Here is a 22,625-nt window from a genome sequence, read left to right as displayed (position 1 = left end):
AATGTTAATTATTAGTGATTAAAGGCACGGAAGAATAAATGGATAAAATTGACAGGCAACTTATCAACCTAATGCAGAAGGATGCCACTCTGACAACTGCAGAACTTGCTGACCAAGTAGGGCTATCGGCATCACCTTGTGCAAGGCGCATTAAGCGTTTGGAGCAGGAAGGTGTAATTAGTGGTTATCGAGCTATTGTGTCCAGAGACACTGTAGGCATCGCGATGACTGTATTTGTTGAAGTGAGTTTAAATAACCACCAAGCTTCTTCGATTGATGAGTTTGAACATGCCGTTGTTGAGATGGATGAAGTGATCTCATGCCATGTCGTATCAGGGGCCTATGATTACCTGTTAGAGGTGGTCAGCAAAGACCTCGTTGGCTATGAAACATTTACTAGAAAGTTACAGCGATTAGAAAATGTGAAAGATATTCATACCCACCTGGCGATTAGACAAGTGAAAGGAAATGGCAGTTTGCCGATTTATGCATAAGAAAGATGAAATTTTTCGATAGACTTAAGATTGCTCACTATCATCGAAAGCGATATAGACAGTTTGGTAAAGACAGAGCCCGAACTCTGGGATGGGCAGATAAGTATAGTCAGATCAGCCGTTTTGAGGCGTTGTGCCGAGGGTTAACGTTAGACGGTTCAAGTATTTTAGATATTGGGTGCGGCTACGGAGACTTGTTAGCGTTTATCGAACTTACGGGGGGGCTTCCTCAAAGCTATATTGGCATTGATCAGCAAAAACAGTTTATCTCTGAAGCCAGAAAACGAGATTTTCGCACGCAAAGTAAGTTTATATGTGGCGACTTTTCAACGTTGGTATTGCCTCGTTGCGATTTTGTTTTTGCTTCCGGATCATTGAACTATCAATCCACCAACCCAAATCATACCATTGAAATGATTGATAAAATGTACCGAGCGACAGAGAAAGGTTGTGTGTTTAACTTGTTGGATGAATCCAAACTACCCAGCATGAAAATGTTAGCGTCGCACAATAAAGAAGGTGTCTTTCGCTATTGTCGATTGCTGTGTCCGAATACACGATTGATTGAGGGATACTCCGAGCACGACTTTACGATTGCCATGATCAAAAAAGCGGAGTCCGTTTCCTGACTCCGCTTAATAAATTCTTAAGCCTTATTGGTTTTTGTATTGTGAGATTTCACAGTTACCTGTGTATCTATCAACCTTGAATGAGAACGCGGCTGAATGGTATTCCCTCCCATCACTCCATATTGTTTCTCCGAAGATTTTACACAGATCCAAATCACTGATTGAACCGAACTCTTTTACGTGCCTAACTACTGACAAAAACTTGGCTTTGGTAGCATTAGGACATTCCCTGTTACTTAATCGATTGATAACCATGTTTGTAGCATCATCTCCAGCCAAATGTGACTTTTTATTAAATTTTATTAATGGCTAAACTAACCAAAAAATGTCCATAAGTAAAGCATTAATGTGACGCATGTCTCTATAAATTGATTGTCTTGGTCATGGTTTAGTCAAGTTTGTCAAAGGGAACAATCCCATTATTTACATTTGATATCATTCACGACTAAGGAAAGATAAAAAGCACGAATAACGTCCAATATTGGAGTGAAAAACCAACATCGTCTATTCAAAACTGGCTCTGTTTTTACTTCGAAACATCTTGAGCGTATTGAAGCGCTCGGGCTTCTTTATCATAGACTTGTGACAGAGTTTGATATTGTGAAGAGAGGCGCTTGTAATCTTCAGCAAGTTCCAAAGCGTTGGTGTTATACCATTCCGCAGTTATTTGATTGGCTGTTTTGTTTGACTCTCGGCACTTCTGGGCCAGTATCTCCCACCCATTTGCTGACCATTGGGATTGTGTGCTCAATTTAAGCAGCTGATTCGCTTTAGTTGTGAGCTCTTCTTTGTATTGAATCGATGCTTTTAATTGCGCTTTGAACACATTTTGGTTCGACTTGGCACGCCAAAGTAGCACGAGCTCATGCAGTGAAAAGGTTTCGGACAATAACTGACGCTGTTTATGTTCGGTCAAAAGTGTATTGAATACCTCAACATGCTGATTGTAATTGGACTCTAAACGATTGAATTGGGTAAGATTGTCATTCCACGACGATGGGTTACATTGAATATTGGCGTGCCCCGTTATCGGGAACAGAAGAAATAGTAGTATCCAATTGAGTCTGTTGATCATTATTGCTCGCGTTAGTTGACCTGCTCTTTTGAGTATATACCCAAATTTCTACGACATGCGTGCTGCTGGTGGGATAAGAATAAAGAATGAAAAGGAAAAGGGCATGAAGAAAATTCTCGTCGCATTGATTGTCATGCTGTTGCTCGGCGGAGCGGGGGCTGGATACTATTTCTTCTTTATGCAGAAAGATGAACCTGAAGCACCAAAGACTACACAAGTCGAGCAATCGTCACTGCAAAAAGAAACATCCAAACCGATTCTGGATTTAGAAGCCGTTCCCCCGGAAGTTACCGAGTACTACGTTATTGAGCGTCGTGTCAATGTTTACAATAAGCCTAACCCTAATGCTTTAGTTGTCGATACGCTCTATAAGGGAGAAAAAGTATCGGTGTTAGAAAAAGTAGATGGGTGGTACCGAATCTCCGGCTATCTTGTCTATGAAGAGGGTGGAGAAGAAAAAGCCGAATGGTTGAATGCTGAAGGGTTATCTGATGCAGAGCCAGTTATTAAAGAGCAAGAGCGCTTAGAGATATTGGATGAATACCTACAGAAGTCGGATGATTTAAAAGTTCACTTGGATATTTTCCGTAAGAAAACACAGCAATTGTTAGACGATGAAACCTGTGATCCGAGTGATTTTGAGGAGCTCGGAGGCTGGGTTCGTTCTGTGACGTTCAAAAAGCGCAACGTTTACTTCATCTATTGTGGCGGTTTGGAGCAAGAGAACAAGATCTACTTAGATGTTGATAAGGGCGATATTTTTTATCGATAACTCACCACCAATTACACTAGTTTTCTAAAGACGTTTTGATAAATGCAATAACGATGCAAACCTGAAATCAGAGATTTATAACTTTTTAGTTGTGAACCATAATCAATAGGAATACTATCAACGAGTCAAGTGACCTAACTTGGCTCTTTGTGTTTTTAGTGAGTTCCTATGCCTTGGATTTACCTTAGAAAGTTGATTTTGCTGCTATTTGCAATGGTATTGCTACCAGTGCATGTATCTGCTGCGCAAATCGACCACAAGGCTCACGTACCGCACTTTTCTAAGCTACAACCTTTTGTAGCCGTAAGTGTATCGCCAAACTCTTCCGTCGATTTTTCTGAAGTTTCAGAAGAAAGCTCTCAATCTCCAGTATCTGAAGGCCATGCAAGTCTCGATTCCGTTGCTTTGTTTAACTCTCAGCGCTGGACGTCTTACTTACGGGAAGGGCTTGATGACGAGCACGTAGATTTTGTCGGCGATCTCACTACTCCGTTTTATGCTGATGCGGGTTACGCATACAGCTTGATGGACATTAACTGGCGTCACAACCAGTCCACATTTTATCATTTCACAAGCGATCATCGCATTTCTGGTTGGAAAGAGACCAATGCCATGTACGTCGCACTCAATAGTCAGTTTTCTGCCTAAACACCATCTATTTGCACCATTGTGCACTCTTAACACGACGATTGTGTTCGACAGGACGTGAGCGTTCTGAGCATTTCATACCCTGAATTTATTCTGGGAGCATCTGTCGTGTGTTAAGCCTTGTTATTAAAAGCTTCACTTCATTGTGAAGGGATGATGTTTACATGAAAAAAACGCCAAAGCAGCAAAAGAACAGAAAGCTGATGAATCACTACTCAGCTTGGAAATATGTCGTATTAATCACGACAGTCATTATTTTAACCCTAAGTGCTATACCAACTTGGTTTGGCGAACAGCCTTCTATCCAGTTGACGTTTGCGGATCAAAACAACAGTGAAATGTCGGTTGTTCATCTGAATCAACTGCTAAAAACCAACCATATTTCAGCCGACAAAATCATCGAAAAAGACGGCAAAACAACCATTGTATTCGATGGTGAAGATGCGCAAAGTAAAGCTCGTGCGTTGTTAAACAAAGAGCTAAATAAAGACGACAGCATCACTTTCTCATACGTATCGGTTGCGCCAGAATGGTTGAATGAGATGGGCTTTAGCCCAATTAAGCTCGGTCTTGACCTTCGTGGTGGCGTTCAGTTTCTGTTGAATGTTGATGTGAATAAAGCGTTTGAAGAACAACGTGATGCATTGATTGATGAAATCAAAGCGAACCTACGTGATCAACGTGTTCGTGGTGTGCAAGTTCGAGCAGAAAGTGGCAACCGAATTACGGTAAACAGTGACAGCGAGCAAGCATTGTCGGAAGTGAACAAGTTTTTGCGTCAAAACTACCCGGGCTGGATTTCAAAAAGTTCATCTCGTGGCTTTGTGCTTGAACCGAGTGAACAAAATATCCAAGAATTTCAATCGTCGACTCTTCAACAAAACCTGAAGATCATGCGTGGTCGTATTGAAGAACTTGGTATCACAGAGGCACTAGTGCAACGCCAAGGTAAAGAGAGCATTCGAATTGAGCTCCCTGGTGTACAAGATCCTGCTCAAGCGAAAAACGTTATTGGTGCAACAGCAAGCTTGGCGTTTTATGAAGTGAAAGATGCGAGCCAAGCACACAGCAGCCAAGATCTTGTTCTTCAAGATAATGACGGTCGTACTGTGATTTTGGCAAAACGACCAGTTCTAACGGGCGAGCACATCGTGAACGCTCGTGCTGGTGTCGACAAAATGGGCATGTCAGAGGTAAATATTTCTCTTGACCACGCTGGTGGTAAGAAAATGAGTGACTTCTCAGCAACTCACATCGGCAAGCCAATGGCGACCGTTTACCGAGAGTACAAAACAAACGATCGCGGTGTAACTGAGCGTAGTGAGCGCGTTATCAGCGTCGCAACTATTCAATCTCAACTTGGTAGCCAGTTCCGTATTACTGGTGCAGGTAGCATGGACGATGCACAGCAGTTAGCGCTATTACTTCGAGCGGGTTCACTAACTGCGCCGGTTACTATTGTGGAAGAGCGAACAATCGGTGCTTCTCTGGGTGCAGAAAACATTGAAAACGGTTTTGCAGCACTGGCTTTAGGTATGGGTTTAACACTGACCTTTATGGCACTTTGGTACCGCCGCTTAGGTTGGGTAGCAAACGTGGCGCTTTGTGCCAACATGCTTTGTTTGCTTGGCTTAATCGCCTTGTTACCAGGAGCGGTTCTAACGCTTCCGGGTATTGCCGGTTTAGTGTTAACCGTCGGTATGGCAGTGGACACCAACGTTATTATTTTCGAACGTATTAAGGACAAAATGTGTGAAGGTCGCAGCTTCGCTCAAGCGATTGACCTTGGCTTTGACAGCGCATTCTCGACCATCCTTGATGCCAACATTACTACCATGATCACCGCCGTGATTTTGTACGCCATCGGTAATGGCCCAATCCAAGGCTTTGCCTTAACACTCGGATTAGGTTTGTTAACCAGTATGTTTACAGGCGTATTTGCCTCTCGAGCAATGATCAATTTAATTTGGGGCCGCGATGCCCGTCGTGATGTGAGGGTTTAATCATGGTCGAAATGCTAAAACAAAATATTCGTAAAATTCGCTACTTTACTACGCTAGTTTCCATCATTTTAACGGTGATCGCGATCGTCGCTCTAGGCTTTAAAGGGTTGAACCTAGGTTTGGACTTCACTGGCGGTATGGTGACAGAAGTAAAGGTAGATAAGCAGCTAACTAACCATGATCTGCTTGACGTTCTGCAACCAAAGCTTGGTGAATCTGCGTCAGTGACACGCTCTGGTGAAGATGGCCGTTGGGTGATTCGTTACTCTGCGCCGGAAGATGGACAAACGTTGCCAAGTGTAGAAGAGGTGTTGAAGCCAATCTCTCACCAAGTTGATGTTGTCAGCAACAGTATAGTTGGCGCTCAAGTTGGCCAAGACTTGTTTGAACAAGGTGGCTTAGCATTGTTGATTTGTGTGTTGAGTATTCTCGGTTACTTGTGTTTCCGTTTTGAATGGCGTTTAGCGAGTGGTTCACTATTTGCTTTGGCCCATGATGTGATCTTAGTGCTTGGTTTCTTTGCAATTACTCAAATGGAGTTCAACTTAACCGTTTTTGCAGCGGTGTTAGCAATTTTAGGTTACTCATTGAATGACTCGATCATCATTGCAGACCGAATCCGTGAGCTGTTGATTGCGAAACAGAGTTGGAAAACAGAAGACATCAATGACCAAGCTGTTATCGCGACGTTTTCACGCACTATGGTGACATCTGGTACGACATTGATCACTGTTGGTGCATTATGGATTATGGGAGGAGCGCCTTTGGCTGGTTTCTCAACCGCCATGTTTATTGGCGTTCTGTCGGGTACATGGTCTTCGATTTCGATTGGTACTGTGCTGCCGGAGTGGTTGAAACTGGAGCCGAAACATTATCTTCCAGTTGAGATTGACGCAGCGCCGTAGCATTATTTTTAAGGTAAAAGTGCTTGCGCCACTCATCTTGAGTGGCGCTTTTTTGTGCTTATTTCACGCGCATCAGACGATGTTTCTCAAGTCCCAAATCGAACTCTAAGACTTGTGAGCGCTTCATTGCTTCGACTTTATTCAACATCGACTCTTGGTAGCCTTTCTTCTTCATCCACTGAAGAGGTACAGAGAAAGCATCTTCATTAACGACATAAGACTCGCCTTTATGCTCACCGCTATAGACGTTCACAACCCAAACTCGGGCTTGAAAGTCCAATACTTCACCCATGACTTTAGCGATTTTATTCAGAATATTTTTCATTGTTTCCAGTTTGCCTTAGCTTAGTAGCAACCAGACACCAACTCCCATCATTAAAGTGCCTGCGATACGGTTCATTAGGCGTACATTCTTAGACTGACCTAATACGTGTTTCAACCCTTTACCACCAGTAGCGTACAGAGACATGCAAATGAACTCAAACAGTAAAATAATGGAGACAAGTATGATCAGTTGCGGTGCAAGTGCTGCGTTTTGGTCTATAAAAGGCGGTAAAAGAGAAATCATAAATGCCCAGCCTTTTGGGTTTGCGATTGCGGTAACGAAGCCTTGCATGATAAGTGCGATATTGTCACTCTTTGGTGTTTCTAAGTTGTCGACATTAATCGCAAGTTTCCCTCGCGACCGCCACATTTCAATTCCAAGATAGAGTAAATAACCGCCACCAATGAACTTTAACGCGATAAACATCCAAGGATAATTGAGCATAATCGCAGCGATACCTAACACCGCAGAGACTGACACCAGCGCGACACCGAGAAGTTCTCCTATCATCATCCATAACGTGCGACGATAACCGATACTCATACCTAACGTTAGGGCGAGAGTCATGCACATACCAGGCGTGATTGAGACAAAAAAGAAAGTAGGGATGAACATACTGAGCAATGCAAGATTCATATCTGTTGATGATTTAGTGATTAAAGAGAAGCCACAAAGATAGTGCAAAGTGGAAAAGGATGCTACTACAAAGCGAGCGATTACTTTCACTAGTAGCTAGTTGATGTTCTTCGAATATATAAATTTAAAATGAAATTATATTTTAATCTATGCGTCATAATAGTGCGTAATGCACCAGTATGAGACAAGCTCTTATATCATTTTTAGATTGAATATATTTAATTTCTTATATTTTATCGTTATTAATTCTCACTGTATTAAAATAATCGAGTTGATAACTAAATTGTCATTAAATGCAGTAATTAAATGATATGTTTGATAATTATTTTTACTGATAATTGAATTATTATTCTAATCTCAAGTTTGTTGTAATCATATAGGCTTAAAATTCAGATCTTAAATCATGACACAATGTAACGTCTACCATTCTGTATGTAAGTTCATGATATTTAATAATTATGTTTCTATTTCTGTTGGAGTGGCTTTTGTGGAAGTGTGATTTAAAACAATGACTTATGTAAAATTAACCATTTTATAACATTTCACGGGTAATGAGATCTAAATCAATCTTATGCAATTGGGTGAGTTTTTTATTTGAAATGTAATATTTCTAGGTTAACTTAAAATAAAGGCAGCACGGGATTGGTTGTCAAAAGAATAAATAAACACGTCAGTTGGTGAACTATTTCATCAGTGTATTAAGTTTGCTTTTAAAATGCCGTTAAGAATGGAGTCTTCAATGAAGAAAGTCGCTTTGATCACTGGATCAAAAGGCGGAATTGGTTCTGCTATTTCCTCTCAATTAGTCAATGACGGTTACCGTGTAATCGCTACATATTTCACAGGTAACTACGAATGTGCGCTGGAGTGGTTCAACAGCAAAGGGTTTACCAAAGATCAGGTTCGCCTTTTTGAGTTGGATGTAACAAACACGACAGAGTGTGCAGAGAAATTGGCGCAATTGCTTGGGGATGAAGGAACCATTGATGTTGTTGTCAACAACGCAGGAATCACACGTGATGGCGTGTTTAAAAAGATGACTGCGCAAGCTTGGAATGATGTCATCAATACCAACCTCAATAGTTTATTCAACGTTACGCAACCCCTCTTTGCTGCAATGTGCGAAAAAGGCGGTGGTCGTGTCATCAATATCTCTTCAGTCAATGGTCTTAAAGGGCAGTTTGGTCAAGCAAACTACTCGGCGGCGAAAGCTGGGATGATCGGTTTCTCTAAAGCCTTAGCATACGAAGGTGCTCGCTCGGGTGTGACAGTTAATGTTATCGCTCCGGGTTACACGGGTACGCCAATGGTTGAGCAAATGAAGCCAGAAGTGCTGGAATCCATCACGAACCAAATTCCAATGAAACGTCTTGCGACACCAGAAGAAATTGCAGCATCAGTGAGCTTCTTGGTCAGCGATGCGGGCGCCTACATCACCGGAGAGACTTTGTCGGTGAACGGCGGCCTATACATGCACTAAGGAGAGAAGATGATGGAAAAAGTATTTATCGTAGCGGCGAAGCGTACTCCAATTGGTGCTTTTGGTGGCAGCCTGAAAAATACTTCTGCTGGCGATCTGGCAGCAGTAGCGATTAAAGGCGCGTTGGAAGCGGCAAAGTTGCCCGGCGACAAGGTTGACGAAGTGATTGTTGGCAACGTTGTTGGTGCAGGTCAAGGAATGGGTGTTGGCCGCCAAGCGGCACTGTTTGCGGGGGTTCCTGAATCTGTTCCTGCATATGGCGTAAACATGGTTTGCGGTAGTGGCATGAAAACGGTCATGGATGCCGTGTCCCATATCCGTAGTGGCGATGCTGAGATCGTTGTTGCAGCGGGTGTTGAAGTCATGTCTCAGATTCCGTTTGCCGCACCAAGCAGCATTCGTGATGGCAACAAAATGGGCAATCTGGAGCTAAAAGATCTGCTCGTAGCGGACGGTTTAACCGATGTTTACAACCAATATCACATGGGTGTGACGGCAGAAAACGTAGCAAAACAAATCGGCTTAACTCGCCAGCAGCAAGACGAATACGCGCTGTCTAGCCAACAGAAAGCGGTAGCCGCTATCGAAGCTGGCAAATTTCAAGACGAAATTGTGCCAGTGGAAGTAAAGCAACGCCGTGAAACCGTGATGTTTGATACGGATGAATACCCAAAAGCGAACGCGACAATGGAAGCCTTAATCAAGCTACGTCCTGCTTTTGACCGCGAAGGCACTGTGACTGCGGGTAATGCATCAGGTATTAACGATGGCGCGAGTGCGATTATCGTGGCGTCTGAAAGCGCAGTTAAAGCGCATGGATTAACGCCGCTTGTTGAGATCGTAAGCTACGCGCAATCGGGTCTTGATCCGAAGATCATGGGCCTAGGTCCTGTTGAGTCCGTCAATAAAGCACTCGCAAAAGCGGAACTCAGTGTACACGACATCGACGTTTACGAGTTAAACGAAGCATTTGCAGCGCAAGCACTTGGCGTGATTCATCAGTTGGCGGAAACAAACCAAGTTCCAGTTAACGCGATTCAAGATAAAGCGAACTTTAACGGTGGTGCTATCGCGCTAGGACACCCGCTTGGTGCTTCTGGCAACCGAATCTTAGTCACGCTGGTTCACGAGCTTCATAAGCAAAATGGTCAATATGGCGTTGCTTCACTTTGTGTGGGCGGCGGCATGGGCACGGCTGTGGTTGTAAAGACAGTTAAGTAATTATTTAAACGGACATTTTTAATTCTTTCTCTAGGAGACAAACCATGTACACAGATTTCTTCAAAACATTTAGCGATCAAACTGAAAAAAATCTAGAACCTTACTTGAAGTTCAACAAGCTAGTGACAAAAAACGTAGAAGTGTTGACCGAGCTTCAATTGAACGCCATTCGCACATACAGTGAAGTGGGTCTAAACCAGATGAAAGCAGCGACAGAAATCAAAGACGTAACGTCATTGACTGCTTTCAACAGTCAGCAACTAAGCGTACTTACTAAACTTTCTCAACAAATGATGGATGACAGCAACAAGCTTCAAGCGATTGCAAAAGAGTTCAAAGAAGACGTTGAGAAAATGACTTCGGAAAATCTAAAGACTGTTACTCCAGCGTAATTTGTCCGATTCTCGCCGCCCCTAGATTTGGGCGGCGTTGTTTTTTCCGAATATAGGAGTAAGACTATGTTTCAACACTTCTTTTCGGACTATCTTGTGAAGCTTCAGGAAACCAATCATCAGTGGTGGCATGATTTCGAAGTGAACAAGGCAGTCGTGAACTCTCCTTTAAACAAGGCCATGCAAGAAGTGAACTTTGAGGATACTGCCAAACTGTTCGAACAAGCTGCGAATCAGCCTGCTGCGATTTTAAAGCTGCAAGCACAGTGGTGGGAACAGCAGCTGCAAATTTGGCAGAATGTTGCATTGGCAGGGAACCAAGCACAAATCGTCGAAGCTGAAAAAGGGGATAAGCGTTTCTCAAACGAAGCGTGGCAAAATGAAGCCATATATAGCTTCATCAAACAATCCTACCTTTTATTTAGTAAGACCTATCTGGACACCATCGAGTCTTTGGAAGGCTTAGATGAAAAGACGAAAGAACGTATTATTTTTTTCTCTCGCCAAGCCATTAACGCCCTTTCTCCTTCCAACTTCATCGCCACTAACCCAGAGCTTTTGAAGCTGACACTTGAGCAAAACGGTCAAAACTTACTGGCAGGCTTAGAGCAGTTGAAAGAAGACGTTGAGTCGAGCGCAGACATTTTAAAAATTCGTATGACGAATAACAATGCATTCCGCGTGGGCGATGACGTTGCGACGACACAGGGCAATGTGGTTTTTCAAAACGAATTGTTTGAGTTGATTCAATATCGACCTCTAACAGAGAAAGTGAATGCGACGCCGCTGCTCATCGTCCCACCTTTCATCAATAAATACTACATCCTTGATTTAACAGCAAAGAACTCAATGGTTCGATGGTTGTTAGAGCAGGGGCATAGTGTATTTATGATGTCTTGGCGCAATCCAGGCAAGGCACAAGCGCACATAGAGTTTGGTGACTACGTGACAGAAGGCGTAGTGAAAGCCGTCGCTGCAATTGAAGATATAACAGGACAAGAGCAAATCAATGCTGCTGGTTATTGTATCGGTGGTACTGTTTTAGCAAGCACGGTTGCCTACTACGCTGCAAAACGTATGAAGAAGCGCATTAAGTCTGCCACTTTCTTCACCACGTTGCTCGACTTCTCTCAACCAGGTGAAGTCGGCGCGTATATCAATGACACCATTGTTAGTGCAATTGAAGCGCAAAATAACGCAAAAGGGTATATGGACGGCCGTTCCTTAAGCGTGACGTTTAGTTTACTGCGTGAAAACAGCTTGTACTGGAACTACTACGTCGACAATTACTTGAAGGGTAACAGTCCGGTTGATTTCGACTTGTTGTACTGGAATAGCGATAGCACCAACGTCAGCGCTGCATCTCACAATTTCTTGCTTCGCGAGCTCTATTTAGAGAACAAGCTGGTGCAAGATAAAGGCGTCAAAATTGGTGGAGTATGGATTGATCTAAATAAGATCAAAATTCCTAGCTATTTTGTGTCAACGAAAGAAGACCACATTGCGTTATGGCAGGGAACTTACCGTGGTGCGCTGAACACGGGTGGTAACAAAACGTTTGTCCTCGGTGAGTCTGGTCATATTGCGGGCATCGTGAACCCTCCAGCTAAAAATAAGTATGGTTATTGGTTGAACGATAATTTGGATGACTCTGCTGATGAGTGGTTGAATAACGCGGAACACAAAGAGGGATCGTGGTGGACACACTGGAACGAGTGGTTACTCCAATTCAACCCTAAAGAGCAAGTTGAGCCTTTCCCTATTGGCTCAGAAAACCATCCGGTTATTGATGAAGCGCCAGGACAATACGTCAAACAGGTTCTGCCAGTAAAAGAATCTTAAACAACTCCCTATAGCAGTAAATCTTAGCGGCCTTTATGGTCGCTTTTTTATGTATGATTGCTTGTTTATGGTTGGTAAGCACCATTGAGCAATAAATAAAAAGCGCCGAGCATTTGCTCGGCGCTCAGTGTCAACAAATAGGCTAGTTGACGAGTAGAGATGCGTTACGTTACACCTCTTTATCCTTACCAAATGACAGCAGCCAGAGAGAGATTGCTGCTACCGCCACAAAGCCGGAAAGAATAATCACTGGCATAGCACTGTAGCCAAGGATATGCCAAATTACAGATTCTAATGTACTCATGGTAAGTCTCCTTAGTGCCAGCCTTCAACGCCGCTCATGTCTGGTAGTTTGTGCGCAATACCTTTGTGACAGTCTACACATGTTTTCTCGCCTGAAGCGAGAGCGGTGGAGTGCTGTTCTGCCGCACGTGATCCTTGCTGAGAGTAATCCATGAAATCAAACTCATGACAGTTACGACATTCAAGAGAGTCATTCTTTTTCATACGTGCCCACTCTCGCTCTGCGAGGTGTCCACGACGCTCTTGGAACTTCTCTGGCGTATCGATCGTCTTCGTTACGAAGTGTGCAAATAGCTCTTTAGATGCCTGTACTTTACGAACGATCTTATCCGTCCATTCATGAGGAACGTGACAGTCTGAACAAATCGCACGAACACCAGAACGGTTGGAGTAGTGAATTGTTTCTTGAATTTCAGCAACGATCGGCGCGTGACAGCCAGAACAGAATTCTTCTGTGTTGGTTGCTTCCATACCTGTGTTGAATGCGCCCCAAAATAGAAGGCCACCAGCGAAGCCTAGAAATAAAACCACACCAGCGGCAGCTTTACTCGGGCTCGACAGTCTCTTCCAAAACGCTTTAAGTATTTTCATAAGTAACCTCTTAGTACTCGCGTTTCAATTACTGAAGCGAATCGACTGCCTTAAACTCGTTTTCCACTAGTGGTTTTGCATCCGTTTGTGGAACGTGACATTGCAAACAGAAGTAACGACGTGGAGACATATCTGCCAGTACCGCATCTTCTCTGTTTACATAGTGCGTTACGCTAATTTTAGTCGCACCTGACTCTTTTGCATTTTTCCAGCTATGACATGCAAGACACTTGTTAGCATTTAACGAAATTTCGTAGTGACGAATGCTGTGTGGGATCAACGGTGGTTGATAAACATAGCTGTCTTCAACAATTTGATCTTTAGGGAAGTCTTTGAACTCGTCTGCTGGACGCGTATCTTCCAATTGAGACATTCCACGTAAAGATTCTAGACCACCAATACCACCAGGATTATCCAACTCAGCTTGCGCAATGCCTGTCACTAACGCACCTACAGATAAAACTGCGACAAGTAATTTTTTCATCATTTCATCTCCGCCTTTATGGCTTAAATTCTTTATTAGGCCGCCATAATGACGGCCGTAGCATTCAGTATCTGAAGGTTAAGCAATCTTAGTGATTTTGACTGGGCACTTCTTAAAGTCTGTCTGTTTAGACAGTGGATCAGTCGCATCTAGGATAAGCTTGTTAATCAAAATACGTGCATCAAAGAACGGTACGAATACCAAACCTTTTGGCGGACGGTTACGACCGCGAGTTTCAACACGAACGCGTACTTCACCGCGTTTGTTTGCCATGAGTACTTCTTCACCACGACGAACATTGCGTGCTTTTGCGTCTTCTGGGTGCATGTAACACACTGCATCTGGTACTGCTTTGTATAATTCAGGTACACGACGAGTCATGGTGCCTGTGTGCCAATGCTCAAGAACACGACCAGTACATAACCACATATCAAATTCATCGTTCGGTACTTCTGGTGGCGCTTCGTATGGCGCGGAAATGATCTTCGCTTTGCCATCAGCATTGCCGTAGAAGTCCCAACCAGAACCTTCTTTTGCGTATGGGTCTGAACCTTCTTTAAAGCGCCACTGTGTTTCTTTACCATCAACAACAGGCCAACGTAGACCACGTACTTGATGGTAGCGGTCGTATGGAGCCAAATCATGCCCGTGACCACGGCCAAATGTTGCGTATTCCTCAAACAGACCTTTTTGAACATAGAAACCGAAGTGGTGAGCATCGTCATTCAGTTCACGAGCTTCTTCGATAGGGAATTTGTCGACGTTACCATTGCGGTAAAGTACGTCGTACATTGTTTTACCACGGTATTGAGGCGCTTTCGCTAGAAGCTCTTCAGGCCATACTTCTTCCATTTTGAAGCGTTTCGAGAACTCCATTAGTTGCCAAAGGTCCGATTTTGCTTGACCGACTGTGCCCACTTGTTGGTACCAAGCTTGGGTACGACGCTCTGCGTTACCGTAAGCACCTTCTTTTTCAATCCACATTGCGGTAGGAAGAATAAGGTCTGCTGCTTGTGCTGTTGCTGTCGGGTATGGGTCAGACACAACGATGAAGTTTTCTGGGTTGCGGTAACCTGGAAGACGTTCTGTGTTGATGTTTGGACCGGCTTGCATGTTGTTGTTACATTGAACCCAGTAACAGTTCAGAACGCCGTCATTCAGCATACGGTCTTGCAATACGGCGTGGAAGCCAGGTTTTGGTGGAATCGTACCTTCTGGCAGTTTCCAGATGTCTTCTGCAATCTTACGGTGTTTAGGGTTAGCAACCACCATGTCCGCTGGTAGGCGGTGAGCAAACGTACCAACCTCACGAGCGGTACCACATGCTGATGGTTGGCCCGTTAGTGAGAATGGGCTGTTCCCCGGAGTCGAGATCTTACCGGTTAGTAGGTGGATGTTGTAAACCAAGTTATTCATCCATACACCACGAGTATGCTGGTTCATACCCATCGTCCATAGAGACATTACTTTCGTGTTTGGATCCGCGTATTGCTTCGCAAGCTCGATAAGCTTCTCTTTCTCAACACCAGAGATTTCAGATGCTTTCTCTACTGTGTATGGCGCTACTGATTTCTTGTACTCTTCGAATGAGATAGAAGTGAGTTTGCCAGAGTTCGGGTTCTTCGCTGCTTTTTGTAGCGGATCATCGTCACGTAGACCGTAGCCGATGTCAGTGTCTGCTTGAGTGAAGTTCGTGTGTTTGTTCACGAAGTCCCAGTTTACTGCATCGTTTTCGATGATGTAGTTTGCGATGAAGTTAGCAATTGCAAGGTCAGACTGAGGATTGAAAATGTAGCCGTGGTCTGCCAACTCAAATGAACGATGGTAGTAAGTAGAAAGCACGTTCACTTTAACGTGAGGGTGGCTTAGGCGGCGGTCAGTAATGCGAGTCCATAGAACCGGGTGCATCTCTGCCATGTTTGAGCCCCAAAGAACGAAAGCGTCTGCGTTCTCAAAGTCATCGTAACAACCCATTGGCTCATCGATACCGAATGCGCGCATGAAACCTACAACGGCAGAAGCCATACAGTGGCGAGCGTTTGGATCAATGTTGTTTGATCGGAAGCCTGCTTTCATTAACTTTGATGCAGCGTAGCCTTCCATTACTGTCCATTGGCCTGAGCCAAACATACCTACGCTTGTTGGGCCTTTTTTCTCGAGGGAAGCTTTCCATTTCTCAGCCATGATGTCGAAAGCGTCATCCCAAGAGATAGGTGTAAATTCACCATCTTTGTGGAATTTGCCATCTTTCATTCGTAGCATCGGTTGAGTTAGACGGTCTTGACCGTACATGATCTTAGAAAGGAAGTAACCTTTGATGCAGTTCAGACCTTTGTTTACTGGTGCTTCTGGGTCACCCTGTGTTGCTACCACTTTGCCGTTTTGAGTGCCAACAAGAACAGAACAGCCTGTACCACAGAAACGACAAGGTGCTTTGTCCCATGTGATTTTGGTTTGATCAGAGCTTGCAATCAGGTTGGCTGCAGATGCTGGTAGTGTCACACCTGCGACAGCAGCAGCTGATGCAGCCGCGTTTGCTTTCACAAACGCACGTCTTGTCATTTTCATACTTCACCCTCGATTTGGGAATGTTGTGTTCCAGTGTCTTCTTCATCCGTTTCTTCAAGCCCAGTTTCGATTTGGTGATAAACCAATACCGTGCTTAAGACGTTCGGTAAATTGTTAATGGCATCGATAGTGTCTGTGATGAAACCTTGGTTCTCAGTTTCAAGTACGACGATAATCTTGCCTTCAGGACTGTCACCATAGATTTCCGCATTTTCGTGTGCTTCTATCTTTTGTTTGATTTCGTCCAAATGTTCCGGCAGCACATGTACTACCAAACTTGAAATATGCACTTCATTTAGTGACATATAGCTCTCTCATTTATTTTTATTGCCTTTGGCCGACGACATTCGGCTTAGGCTGTTGTATTGCTCACATTGATGGATGAAGTCGGGCACACTGAAACACAGGCGCCGCAGCCGTTACACTCATCAAGGTCTAAATTGGGTTGTGCTACTTTCCCCAGTTCTAATTTGAACTGAATTGCCATCGGGTCGCACATATCCCCACAGCTTCGGCATTCGACATTTTGTTTTGCTAAGCAGTTATCGTTGATACTTGCTTTTGCTTGCCAAGGTTGTTCTGTTTTTGGCAAGAAAAGGGGCTCAGGACAGGCGTTTGCACATTGATAGCAAAATGTGCATTCATCGATGGAAAAATCGACCGAGGGGAATCCGCCATCACTTTTGGTTATAATCTTTGTTTCACAGGCCTCAATGCATTTACCGCAGCGAGTGCAATCGTCCGTAAACTGTTGCGGTTTAGTTAACCAAGGCAAACGTACGGCGTTGTCGGGGTGCGCTTTTCTTGCAAAGAGTCTTCTTCTGGAAAGGTCTACCACTTAGTCACCTCGAAACTTGGAACCCAAACTAAGCATAGTCCACAATTTTCATTAATAAACTGTCATTTAAACTAACGAAATTGTAGTTTTTGACATATTTGTATAAATACCTCTTAGGGGGTAAATGGTATGCAATATTGTTTTGGATCAATAAATTCCGTCGCAGGTGATCACATATTGATAAAGTTGAAAGGTAATGGGTTCATTGCACGTACAAATAGGATTGTTAATGGGCGAGGAACTCAGATTGTTTAAAAATGTGAAAAAGTCAGTGACGCGCACGATTGCGTCCGCGATGCTTCTTATTTTGCTGCTCTCAGTCGCTACGACTGGTTTTGCGATTTTTACGTTAGCGTCCAGTTTGAACGATGCTGAAGCCGTCAATGTTGCTGGCTCGATGCGAATGCAAAGCTACCGTCTGGCGAATGATATTCAGGTTAAATCTGTTGACTATTCTTCACATATTGACGCATTTGAACATTCGATATATTCACCTTCAATGAAAGCGCTTCAGCATTGGTCTGTGCCTGAAGACATCACTCACGATTACTACCGTCTTATTATCAGATGGCATGAACTCAAGGCGGTGCTGAGAGGAGACAACCCGGCAGAATATCAACTCCTAGTGGCCGGTTTTGTTGAACAAATCGATGAGTTTGTATTTAAGCTGCAAAGCTTTTCGGAGCAAAAACTGATTAACTTAGCCTGGATCGGCGGGTTAGGGTTGGGTGGCATCCTTTGTGTCAGTATGTTTGTCGTTCATTTTGTGCGCCTCGAAGTTGTTCGGCCTCTGCGTGCCTTAGTTTTTGCTAGCGAGCAAATTAAAAATCGCTCATTCAATATATCGCTCAATGTATCTAGCGACAATGAAATGGGAATACTGACTCGAACCTTTAACCGGATGGCGACAGACCTTGGTAAGTTGTACCGAGGATTAGAACAAGCGGTTGATGAGAAAACACGTAAATTGCAGCATGCCAACCAGTCTTTAGAGGTGCTGTATGACTCGTCAAAAGAACTCACGGCGTCGCGTATTAATCAAGACAATTTCCAGGCGATTTTGCAGCATATCGTCAGTCTTGAGGGCATTAAAGCGGTCAAACTTGAAATCGAGCAGCTGGGAGAACCGAGCTGGATATTGATGGAAGGAGAAGAATGCTGCCAAGATTGTGATGAAGATTGCCACGGTAAAGCCCTGATGCTAGATGGTGAGCACTTGGGCTATTTATATTGGAAAGCAGGGTTACCTTGTCCGAACGAGGCTCTTATTGACAACTTCGTGCAGATTTTATCACGCGCCGTGTATTACAATCGGGCGCAGCGCCAAGCAGAACAAATTCTGCTGATGGAAGAGCGAGCCACTATTGCTCGGGAGTTGCATGATTCATTGGCTCAAGCACTCTCTTACTTAAAAATTCAGGTCGCTTTGTTAAAGAGAAGCGTAAAGAACTTGCCTGACGAAAAGGCGATCGCGCAGGCTAATCAAGTTATTGCTGAGCTAGATACGGGCTTATCTGCGGCTTATACGCAGTTACGCGAATTACTGACGACGTTTCGTCTTACGATTAAAGAGGGCAGTTTTGGCCAAGCATTGCAAGACATGGTTGAAACGCTCAGTGAACAAACTGCTGCGGACATTACGCTAAAAAATAGACTTTCATCAACTGAACTGGACGCACATCAGCAGGTTCATTTACTACAGTTGATAAGAGAAGCGGCAATTAATGCTATCAAACATGCGCAAGCAGATAATATTCACATTCAATGTCTCGATAATGATGGAAAAGTCACAGTAACCGTTAGCGACGATGGAATAGGCTTTGAACATCAAGACGAAAAATTAAATCATTACGGTATGAGTATCATGCAAGAGCGGGCCGCTAGACTGCATGCCGATCTTCACATCGAAGCATCGATAAACAAAGGTTGTACCGTAAAATTAGAATTCCAACATAGTAAGGAAGTAAACAGTGACAGTGTGTAAAGTAATGCTGGTGGATGATCATCCACTCATGCGAAGAGGTATCCACCAGCTTTTAAGCTTTGAGCCTGAGTTTGAGGTTATTGCAGAAGCAAGTAATGGCGCGGATGCAGTAGCGAAAGCGCATGAGCTGGAACTGGATCTTGTACTTCTTGATCTTAATATGAAAGGCATGTCTGGCCTTGATACTTTGCAAGCACTGCGTGCAGATGGCTGTGAAGCCAGAATTGTCATTCTAACCGTTTCAGATAGCCCAGCAGATATAGAAGCAATAGTTCGAAGTGGTGCCGATGGCTATTTATTGAAAGACACTGAGCCTGATGAGTTGGTTGAGTTGCTAAAACAAGCGCATCAAGGGGACAAGGCATACAGCCAAGAAGTTTCTAAGTATTTGAGTGAACGCTCAGAGCAAGAGGACGTGTTTGATACACTGACCGATCGTGAATCTCAGATCTTAAGAGAGGTGGCAAGAGGTTTCCGCAACAAGCAAATTGCCGATCGTCTTTTTATCTCTGAGTCTACGGTTAAAGTACATATGAAGAGTTTACTTAAAAAGCTTCAAGTTCCTTCTCGTACTGCAGCAACCGTCCTTTATCTTGAGCGCTTTGGCGACATCAAATAACATTGTTGGATTTGAATCTGTAATGATAAATAAAATCAAATAGTTATATTGATTCTGACAAGTAAAAAAACCGCCTAACAGGCGGTTTTTTTACTTGTCTGGGCGAATAGAGTACAAGTCACTGTTGTGCTTACCACACTCCAAATAGTACTGATAAGCCACTTTTTTGCTTTCAGCAATGACTCTCATGCAGTGCATTTTCCCCTGTTCAAAATATCGAATCTCATATTCTACACTGGTATCAAGTTGCTCAGCGGCTGCCATACTTCGCCTCCATAAACCATCCAAAAAACATCCATGCAAATTATATGCCGTTATAGGGAGCGTCGTTCGGTACGTTTTTTAGCCGATAATTGCGCTCTAACTCACTTTTTTGCGGATAGCTGTGATCAAAAAGTTAATTTCAAACTCTATATATTATTAAGGTGGCAATCAATATTTGTCACACTGGTGTAAGTTTGCCGCAATACTAAGTGATACAGGTTGAGTATAGAACTTAATCAACAGAAAAGGGAATACGAATAAGTGACTAAATTAAAGGATGTACCTAATAAGGCGCTTCGTTATGGCCTTCTATTTTGTTTCGTATTTCTGCTTGCCGGTTGTGCGAAAAAGTTTTTATACAGCAATATCGATTGGTTCGTGCTCGATTACTTAGAGGACTATGTCTCGTTGCAAGGGGAACAAGAAGTCCTGGTGGAAGAGCGCTTATTATTGTTGGCAGACTGGCACAAGAAAGAGGAGTTACCATTATATATCGAACATTTAAAAGACCTTGAGAGATTAAAAGCGAGCGATATCACCTTAAATTACTTACAACAAAATCGAGATAGAATGCGAGCGCATTACGATAGAGTGGTAAGCAAAGCAGCACCAGATCTTTTTGCGTTAAGTTTGCAATTAACGAAAGAGCAAGAACGCGAGTTTTTGAGTAATGTACAAGAACATTATCAAGAGCGAAACGCAAAATATGCCGATAAGACAGAAGACGAAGTGCGTGAAATTATTCTGGATAACACTGAAGAGTGGATGGAAGAATGGCTGGGGAATCTATCAGGAAATCAGCGTCAATTAGCTCAAAGATTTTCTCAGCAAGTTATTTTAAACAGCCCTTTATGGAGAGATTATCGAGCCACGGTATATCAAGAGCTCGAATACTTGTTCGACAACAAATCTAATGTTGTGACTTATCAAGATATATTTATGCGACTCTTGTTCGAGCCAGAGAGTTATTATAGTGAGCAGCTTTCTCTGAATATTGATTCTAACTTTGCATTGGTTGATCAACTGACATTAGATGTTTCTCGTTCGATGACCGATAAGCAATGGCGTCATTTTCGTGAAAAGGTTAAAGAGTGGCGAGTACTGGCTGAGGAACTTTTAGATTAAATTCATACCTCAATGAGCGAAAGCAAAGCGCAAAAGCCTTTCTTATCAAAAAATGATTCAAAGCAAATTCTTATTGAGCTAAGAGCGTAACATAGCGTGAGGTTTGATGAGGCAACGTCAGCTTATCAATGCGTGATAAGGCCTCATCGTACAAAACAATGAGAATAAATATGAAACATTTAGTTGAAAGATTTCTTCGATACGTCACGTTTGATACCCAATCCAATCCACATGTGACGCTTTGCCCAAGTTCACCTGGTCAGCTTGTGTTTGCTGAGTTACTTAAAAAAGAGATGATCGAGCTTGGTTTAAGTGACGTGACTTTGGATAAAAATGGCTACTTGATGGCTAAACTACCAGCCAATGTTGATTATGAGGTTCCTCCTATCGGCTTCATTGCCCATATGGATACCGCGCCGGATGCATCTGGCAAAAACGTAAAGCCGCAATTCATCGAAGATTACCAGGGTGGCGATATTGCATTAGGGTTGGGGGATGAAGTGTTATCTCCCGTGCAATACCCAGATTTACATCACCTACATGGCCACAATCTTATTACTACCGATGGCACTACATTACTTGGCGCGGATAACAAAGCCGGTATCGCAGAGATTCTTTCCGCGGTAGCTCTGCTACTGGAAAACCCAGACATTCCACACGGCGACATTTGTATCGGCTTTACTCCGGATGAAGAAATCGGTCGTGGTGCAGATTTGTTTGATGTTAAAAAATTTGGCGCGAAATGGGCATACACTATAGATGGTGGCCCGCAAGGTGAATTGGAATACGAAAACTTTAATGCAGCAAACGCTGATGTAATTTTTCATGGTGTTAGCGTTCATCCAGGTACTGCAAAAGGCAAAATGGTCAATGCGATGAACTTGGCTGCGAAATTTCAAGTTCAAATGCCCCAAGATCAAACTCCGGAAACAACCGAAGGTTACGAAGGGTTCTTCCATCTAAAATCGGCAGAAATGGGCGTTGCACGAAGCGAGCTAGGTTACATTATTAGAGACTTTGACCGTCAAAGACTTGAGGATCGAAAAGCCTTTATGCAGAAACTCGTCGATGAAATGAACACGGGTTTACGCCATGGTTCTGTAGAGCTAAAAATAAAAGACAGCTATTACAATATGAGAGAAATGGTTGAGCCTTACCCTCATATCATTGAGCTGGCAAAGCAAGCGATGGAAGCGTGTGATGTGGAACCGATTATAAAACCTATTCGTGGTGGTACAGATGGTGCTCGTTTATCTTTTATGGGTTTGCCGTGCCCGAATATCTTCACCGGTGGTTTTAACTTCCACGGAATTCATGAGTTTATTTCTGTTGAAATGATGGAAAAATCAGTACTCGTTATTGTCAAAATTGCTGAGCTCACAGCGAAAAAACACAGTTAAAAGACTACGTCGAGACCTCTTGCAGAT

The 22,625-nt window shown here is 43.4% G+C and carries 24 protein-coding genes; 14 read left to right on the top strand and 10 right to left on the bottom strand.

What is annotated here, in order from left to right; translation table 11 throughout:
• Nucleotides 1–38 precede the first annotated feature (38 nt).
• Both R7Z49_RS00300 and R7Z49_RS00295 read left to right on the top strand, forming a co-directional pair.
• Nucleotides 39–494, top strand: a complete 456-nt coding sequence (locus tag R7Z49_RS00300) for an Lrp/AsnC family transcriptional regulator (RefSeq protein WP_186585449.1) — start codon at nucleotides 39–41, stop codon at nucleotides 492–494.
• 5 nt (nucleotides 495–499) lie between these two features.
• Complete coding sequence (locus tag R7Z49_RS00295; RefSeq protein ID WP_005373579.1) at nucleotides 500–1,123, top strand: class I SAM-dependent methyltransferase; 624 nt, start codon at nucleotides 500–502, stop codon at nucleotides 1,121–1,123.
• Between the two features lie 526 nt (nucleotides 1,124–1,649).
• Here the strand turns inward: R7Z49_RS00295 and R7Z49_RS00285 are convergent.
• A complete protein-coding gene (locus R7Z49_RS00285) occupies nucleotides 1,650–2,198 on the bottom strand; it encodes a hypothetical protein (protein ID WP_017635183.1) in 549 nt (182 codons plus the stop codon).
• A gap of 103 nt (nucleotides 2,199–2,301) precedes the next feature.
• Here R7Z49_RS00285 and R7Z49_RS00280 point away from each other — a divergent pair, with 103 nt between their 5' ends.
• The 4 genes from R7Z49_RS00280 (at nucleotide 2,302) to secF (ending at nucleotide 6,526) form a co-directional block, all read left to right on the top strand.
• Complete coding sequence (locus tag R7Z49_RS00280; protein WP_138940091.1) at nucleotides 2,302–2,970, top strand: SH3 domain-containing protein; 669 nt, start codon at nucleotides 2,302–2,304, stop codon at nucleotides 2,968–2,970.
• A 168-nt stretch (nucleotides 2,971–3,138) separates the two neighbouring features.
• Nucleotides 3,139–3,618, top strand: coding sequence for a hypothetical protein (locus tag R7Z49_RS00275; RefSeq protein WP_005373572.1), 480 nt, complete (start codon nucleotides 3,139–3,141; stop codon nucleotides 3,616–3,618).
• Nucleotides 3,619–3,782: 164 nt separating this feature from the next.
• Entirely contained in the window at nucleotides 3,783–5,621 is a 1,839-nt protein-coding gene (secD, locus tag R7Z49_RS00270) for a protein translocase subunit SecD (RefSeq protein WP_186585447.1), read from the top strand.
• Between the two features lie 2 nt (nucleotides 5,622–5,623).
• Nucleotides 5,624–6,526: a protein translocase subunit SecF gene (gene secF / locus R7Z49_RS00265; RefSeq protein ID WP_005373567.1), complete on the top strand. Its 903-nt coding sequence runs from the start codon at nucleotides 5,624–5,626 to the stop codon at nucleotides 6,524–6,526.
• Between the two features lie 58 nt (nucleotides 6,527–6,584).
• Here secF and R7Z49_RS00260 read toward each other — a convergent pair whose 3' ends face one another.
• Together R7Z49_RS00260 and R7Z49_RS00255 are read right to left on the bottom strand one after the other, a co-directional pair.
• The gene (locus R7Z49_RS00260) at nucleotides 6,585–6,851 is read right to left on the bottom strand and encodes a hypothetical protein (protein WP_186585446.1); all 267 of its coding nucleotides are present in this window, start codon (nucleotides 6,849–6,851) and stop codon (nucleotides 6,585–6,587) included.
• 15 nt (nucleotides 6,852–6,866) lie between these two features.
• Nucleotides 6,867–7,487 (bottom strand): LysE family translocator, encoded by a 621-nt coding sequence (locus tag R7Z49_RS00255; protein WP_186585445.1) that lies wholly within the window; start codon nucleotides 7,485–7,487, stop codon nucleotides 6,867–6,869.
• 739 nt (nucleotides 7,488–8,226) lie between these two features.
• On the opposite strand from R7Z49_RS00255, the gene R7Z49_RS00250 reads away from it, so the two are divergent.
• The 4 genes from R7Z49_RS00250 to phaC all read left to right on the top strand — a co-directional run bounded on the left by R7Z49_RS00250 (nucleotide 8,227) and on the right by phaC (nucleotide 12,422).
• Entirely contained in the window at nucleotides 8,227–8,967 is a 741-nt protein-coding gene (locus R7Z49_RS00250) for an SDR family oxidoreductase (protein WP_186585444.1), read from the top strand.
• Nucleotides 8,968–8,979: 12 nt separating this feature from the next.
• Entirely contained in the window at nucleotides 8,980–10,188 is a 1,209-nt protein-coding gene (locus tag R7Z49_RS00245) for an acetyl-CoA C-acetyltransferase (protein ID WP_258489128.1), read from the top strand.
• Nucleotides 10,189–10,232: 44 nt separating this feature from the next.
• The gene (locus R7Z49_RS00240) at nucleotides 10,233–10,580 is read left to right on the top strand and encodes a phasin family protein (RefSeq protein WP_005373550.1); all 348 of its coding nucleotides are present in this window, start codon (nucleotides 10,233–10,235) and stop codon (nucleotides 10,578–10,580) included.
• A gap of 66 nt (nucleotides 10,581–10,646) precedes the next feature.
• On the top strand, nucleotides 10,647–12,422 hold the full coding sequence (gene phaC / locus R7Z49_RS00235) for a class I poly(R)-hydroxyalkanoic acid synthase (protein WP_258489110.1): 1,776 nt from the start codon (nucleotides 10,647–10,649) through the stop codon (nucleotides 12,420–12,422).
• 169 nt (nucleotides 12,423–12,591) lie between these two features.
• Here phaC and R7Z49_RS00230 read toward each other — a convergent pair whose 3' ends face one another.
• The 6 genes from R7Z49_RS00230 to napF all read right to left on the bottom strand — a co-directional run bounded on the left by R7Z49_RS00230 (nucleotide 12,592) and on the right by napF (nucleotide 17,206).
• Complete coding sequence (locus tag R7Z49_RS00230; protein ID WP_005373546.1) at nucleotides 12,592–12,726, bottom strand: TIGR02808 family protein; 135 nt, start codon at nucleotides 12,724–12,726, stop codon at nucleotides 12,592–12,594.
• Nucleotides 12,727–12,737: 11 nt separating this feature from the next.
• A complete protein-coding gene (locus R7Z49_RS00225; RefSeq protein ID WP_005373542.1) occupies nucleotides 12,738–13,316 on the bottom strand; it encodes a NapC/NirT family cytochrome c in 579 nt (192 codons plus the stop codon).
• Between the two features lie 28 nt (nucleotides 13,317–13,344).
• The gene (locus R7Z49_RS00220) at nucleotides 13,345–13,800 is read right to left on the bottom strand and encodes a nitrate reductase cytochrome c-type subunit (RefSeq protein WP_005389061.1); all 456 of its coding nucleotides are present in this window, start codon (nucleotides 13,798–13,800) and stop codon (nucleotides 13,345–13,347) included.
• A gap of 78 nt (nucleotides 13,801–13,878) precedes the next feature.
• Nucleotides 13,879–16,368: a periplasmic nitrate reductase subunit alpha gene (napA, locus tag R7Z49_RS00215; RefSeq protein WP_005389060.1), complete on the bottom strand. Its 2,490-nt coding sequence runs from the start codon at nucleotides 16,366–16,368 to the stop codon at nucleotides 13,879–13,881.
• Complete coding sequence (locus R7Z49_RS00210) at nucleotides 16,365–16,673, bottom strand: chaperone NapD (RefSeq protein ID WP_005373535.1); 309 nt, start codon at nucleotides 16,671–16,673, stop codon at nucleotides 16,365–16,367. Before R7Z49_RS00210 ends, napA begins: the two co-directional genes overlap by 4 nt.
• Nucleotides 16,674–16,720: 47 nt before the next feature.
• Nucleotides 16,721–17,206: a ferredoxin-type protein NapF gene (napF, locus tag R7Z49_RS00205; RefSeq protein WP_213899198.1), complete on the bottom strand. Its 486-nt coding sequence runs from the start codon at nucleotides 17,204–17,206 to the stop codon at nucleotides 16,721–16,723.
• Nucleotides 17,207–17,453: 247 nt separating this feature from the next.
• Between napF and narQ the strand changes: the two genes are divergently transcribed.
• Together narQ and R7Z49_RS00195 are read left to right on the top strand one after the other, a co-directional pair.
• Entirely contained in the window at nucleotides 17,454–19,190 is a 1,737-nt protein-coding gene (gene narQ / locus R7Z49_RS00200; protein WP_025767926.1) for a nitrate/nitrite two-component system sensor histidine kinase NarQ, read from the top strand.
• A gap of 4 nt (nucleotides 19,191–19,194) precedes the next feature.
• The gene (locus R7Z49_RS00195; RefSeq protein ID WP_031777156.1) at nucleotides 19,195–19,809 is read left to right on the top strand and encodes a response regulator; all 615 of its coding nucleotides are present in this window, start codon (nucleotides 19,195–19,197) and stop codon (nucleotides 19,807–19,809) included.
• Nucleotides 19,810–19,899: 90 nt separating this feature from the next.
• Here R7Z49_RS00195 and R7Z49_RS00190 read toward each other — a convergent pair whose 3' ends face one another.
• A complete protein-coding gene (locus R7Z49_RS00190; RefSeq protein ID WP_005373524.1) occupies nucleotides 19,900–20,073 on the bottom strand; it encodes a hypothetical protein in 174 nt (57 codons plus the stop codon).
• A 261-nt stretch (nucleotides 20,074–20,334) separates the two neighbouring features.
• Between R7Z49_RS00190 and R7Z49_RS00185 the strand changes: the two genes are divergently transcribed.
• Entirely contained in the window at nucleotides 20,335–21,198 is an 864-nt protein-coding gene (locus R7Z49_RS00185) for a DUF6279 family lipoprotein (protein ID WP_186585443.1), read from the top strand.
• A gap of 170 nt (nucleotides 21,199–21,368) precedes the next feature.
• Nucleotides 21,369–22,598: a peptidase T gene (pepT, locus tag R7Z49_RS00180; RefSeq protein ID WP_031781280.1), complete on the top strand. Its 1,230-nt coding sequence runs from the start codon at nucleotides 21,369–21,371 to the stop codon at nucleotides 22,596–22,598.
• Nucleotides 22,599–22,625 lie beyond the last annotated feature (27 nt).

Origin of the sequence: Vibrio sp. 1562 (genome assembly GCF_033340155.1) — a bacterium.
Classification (GTDB): domain Bacteria; phylum Pseudomonadota; class Gammaproteobacteria; order Enterobacterales; family Vibrionaceae; genus Vibrio; species Vibrio alginolyticus.
This window is presented reverse-complemented; position numbering and strand designations above follow the sequence as displayed.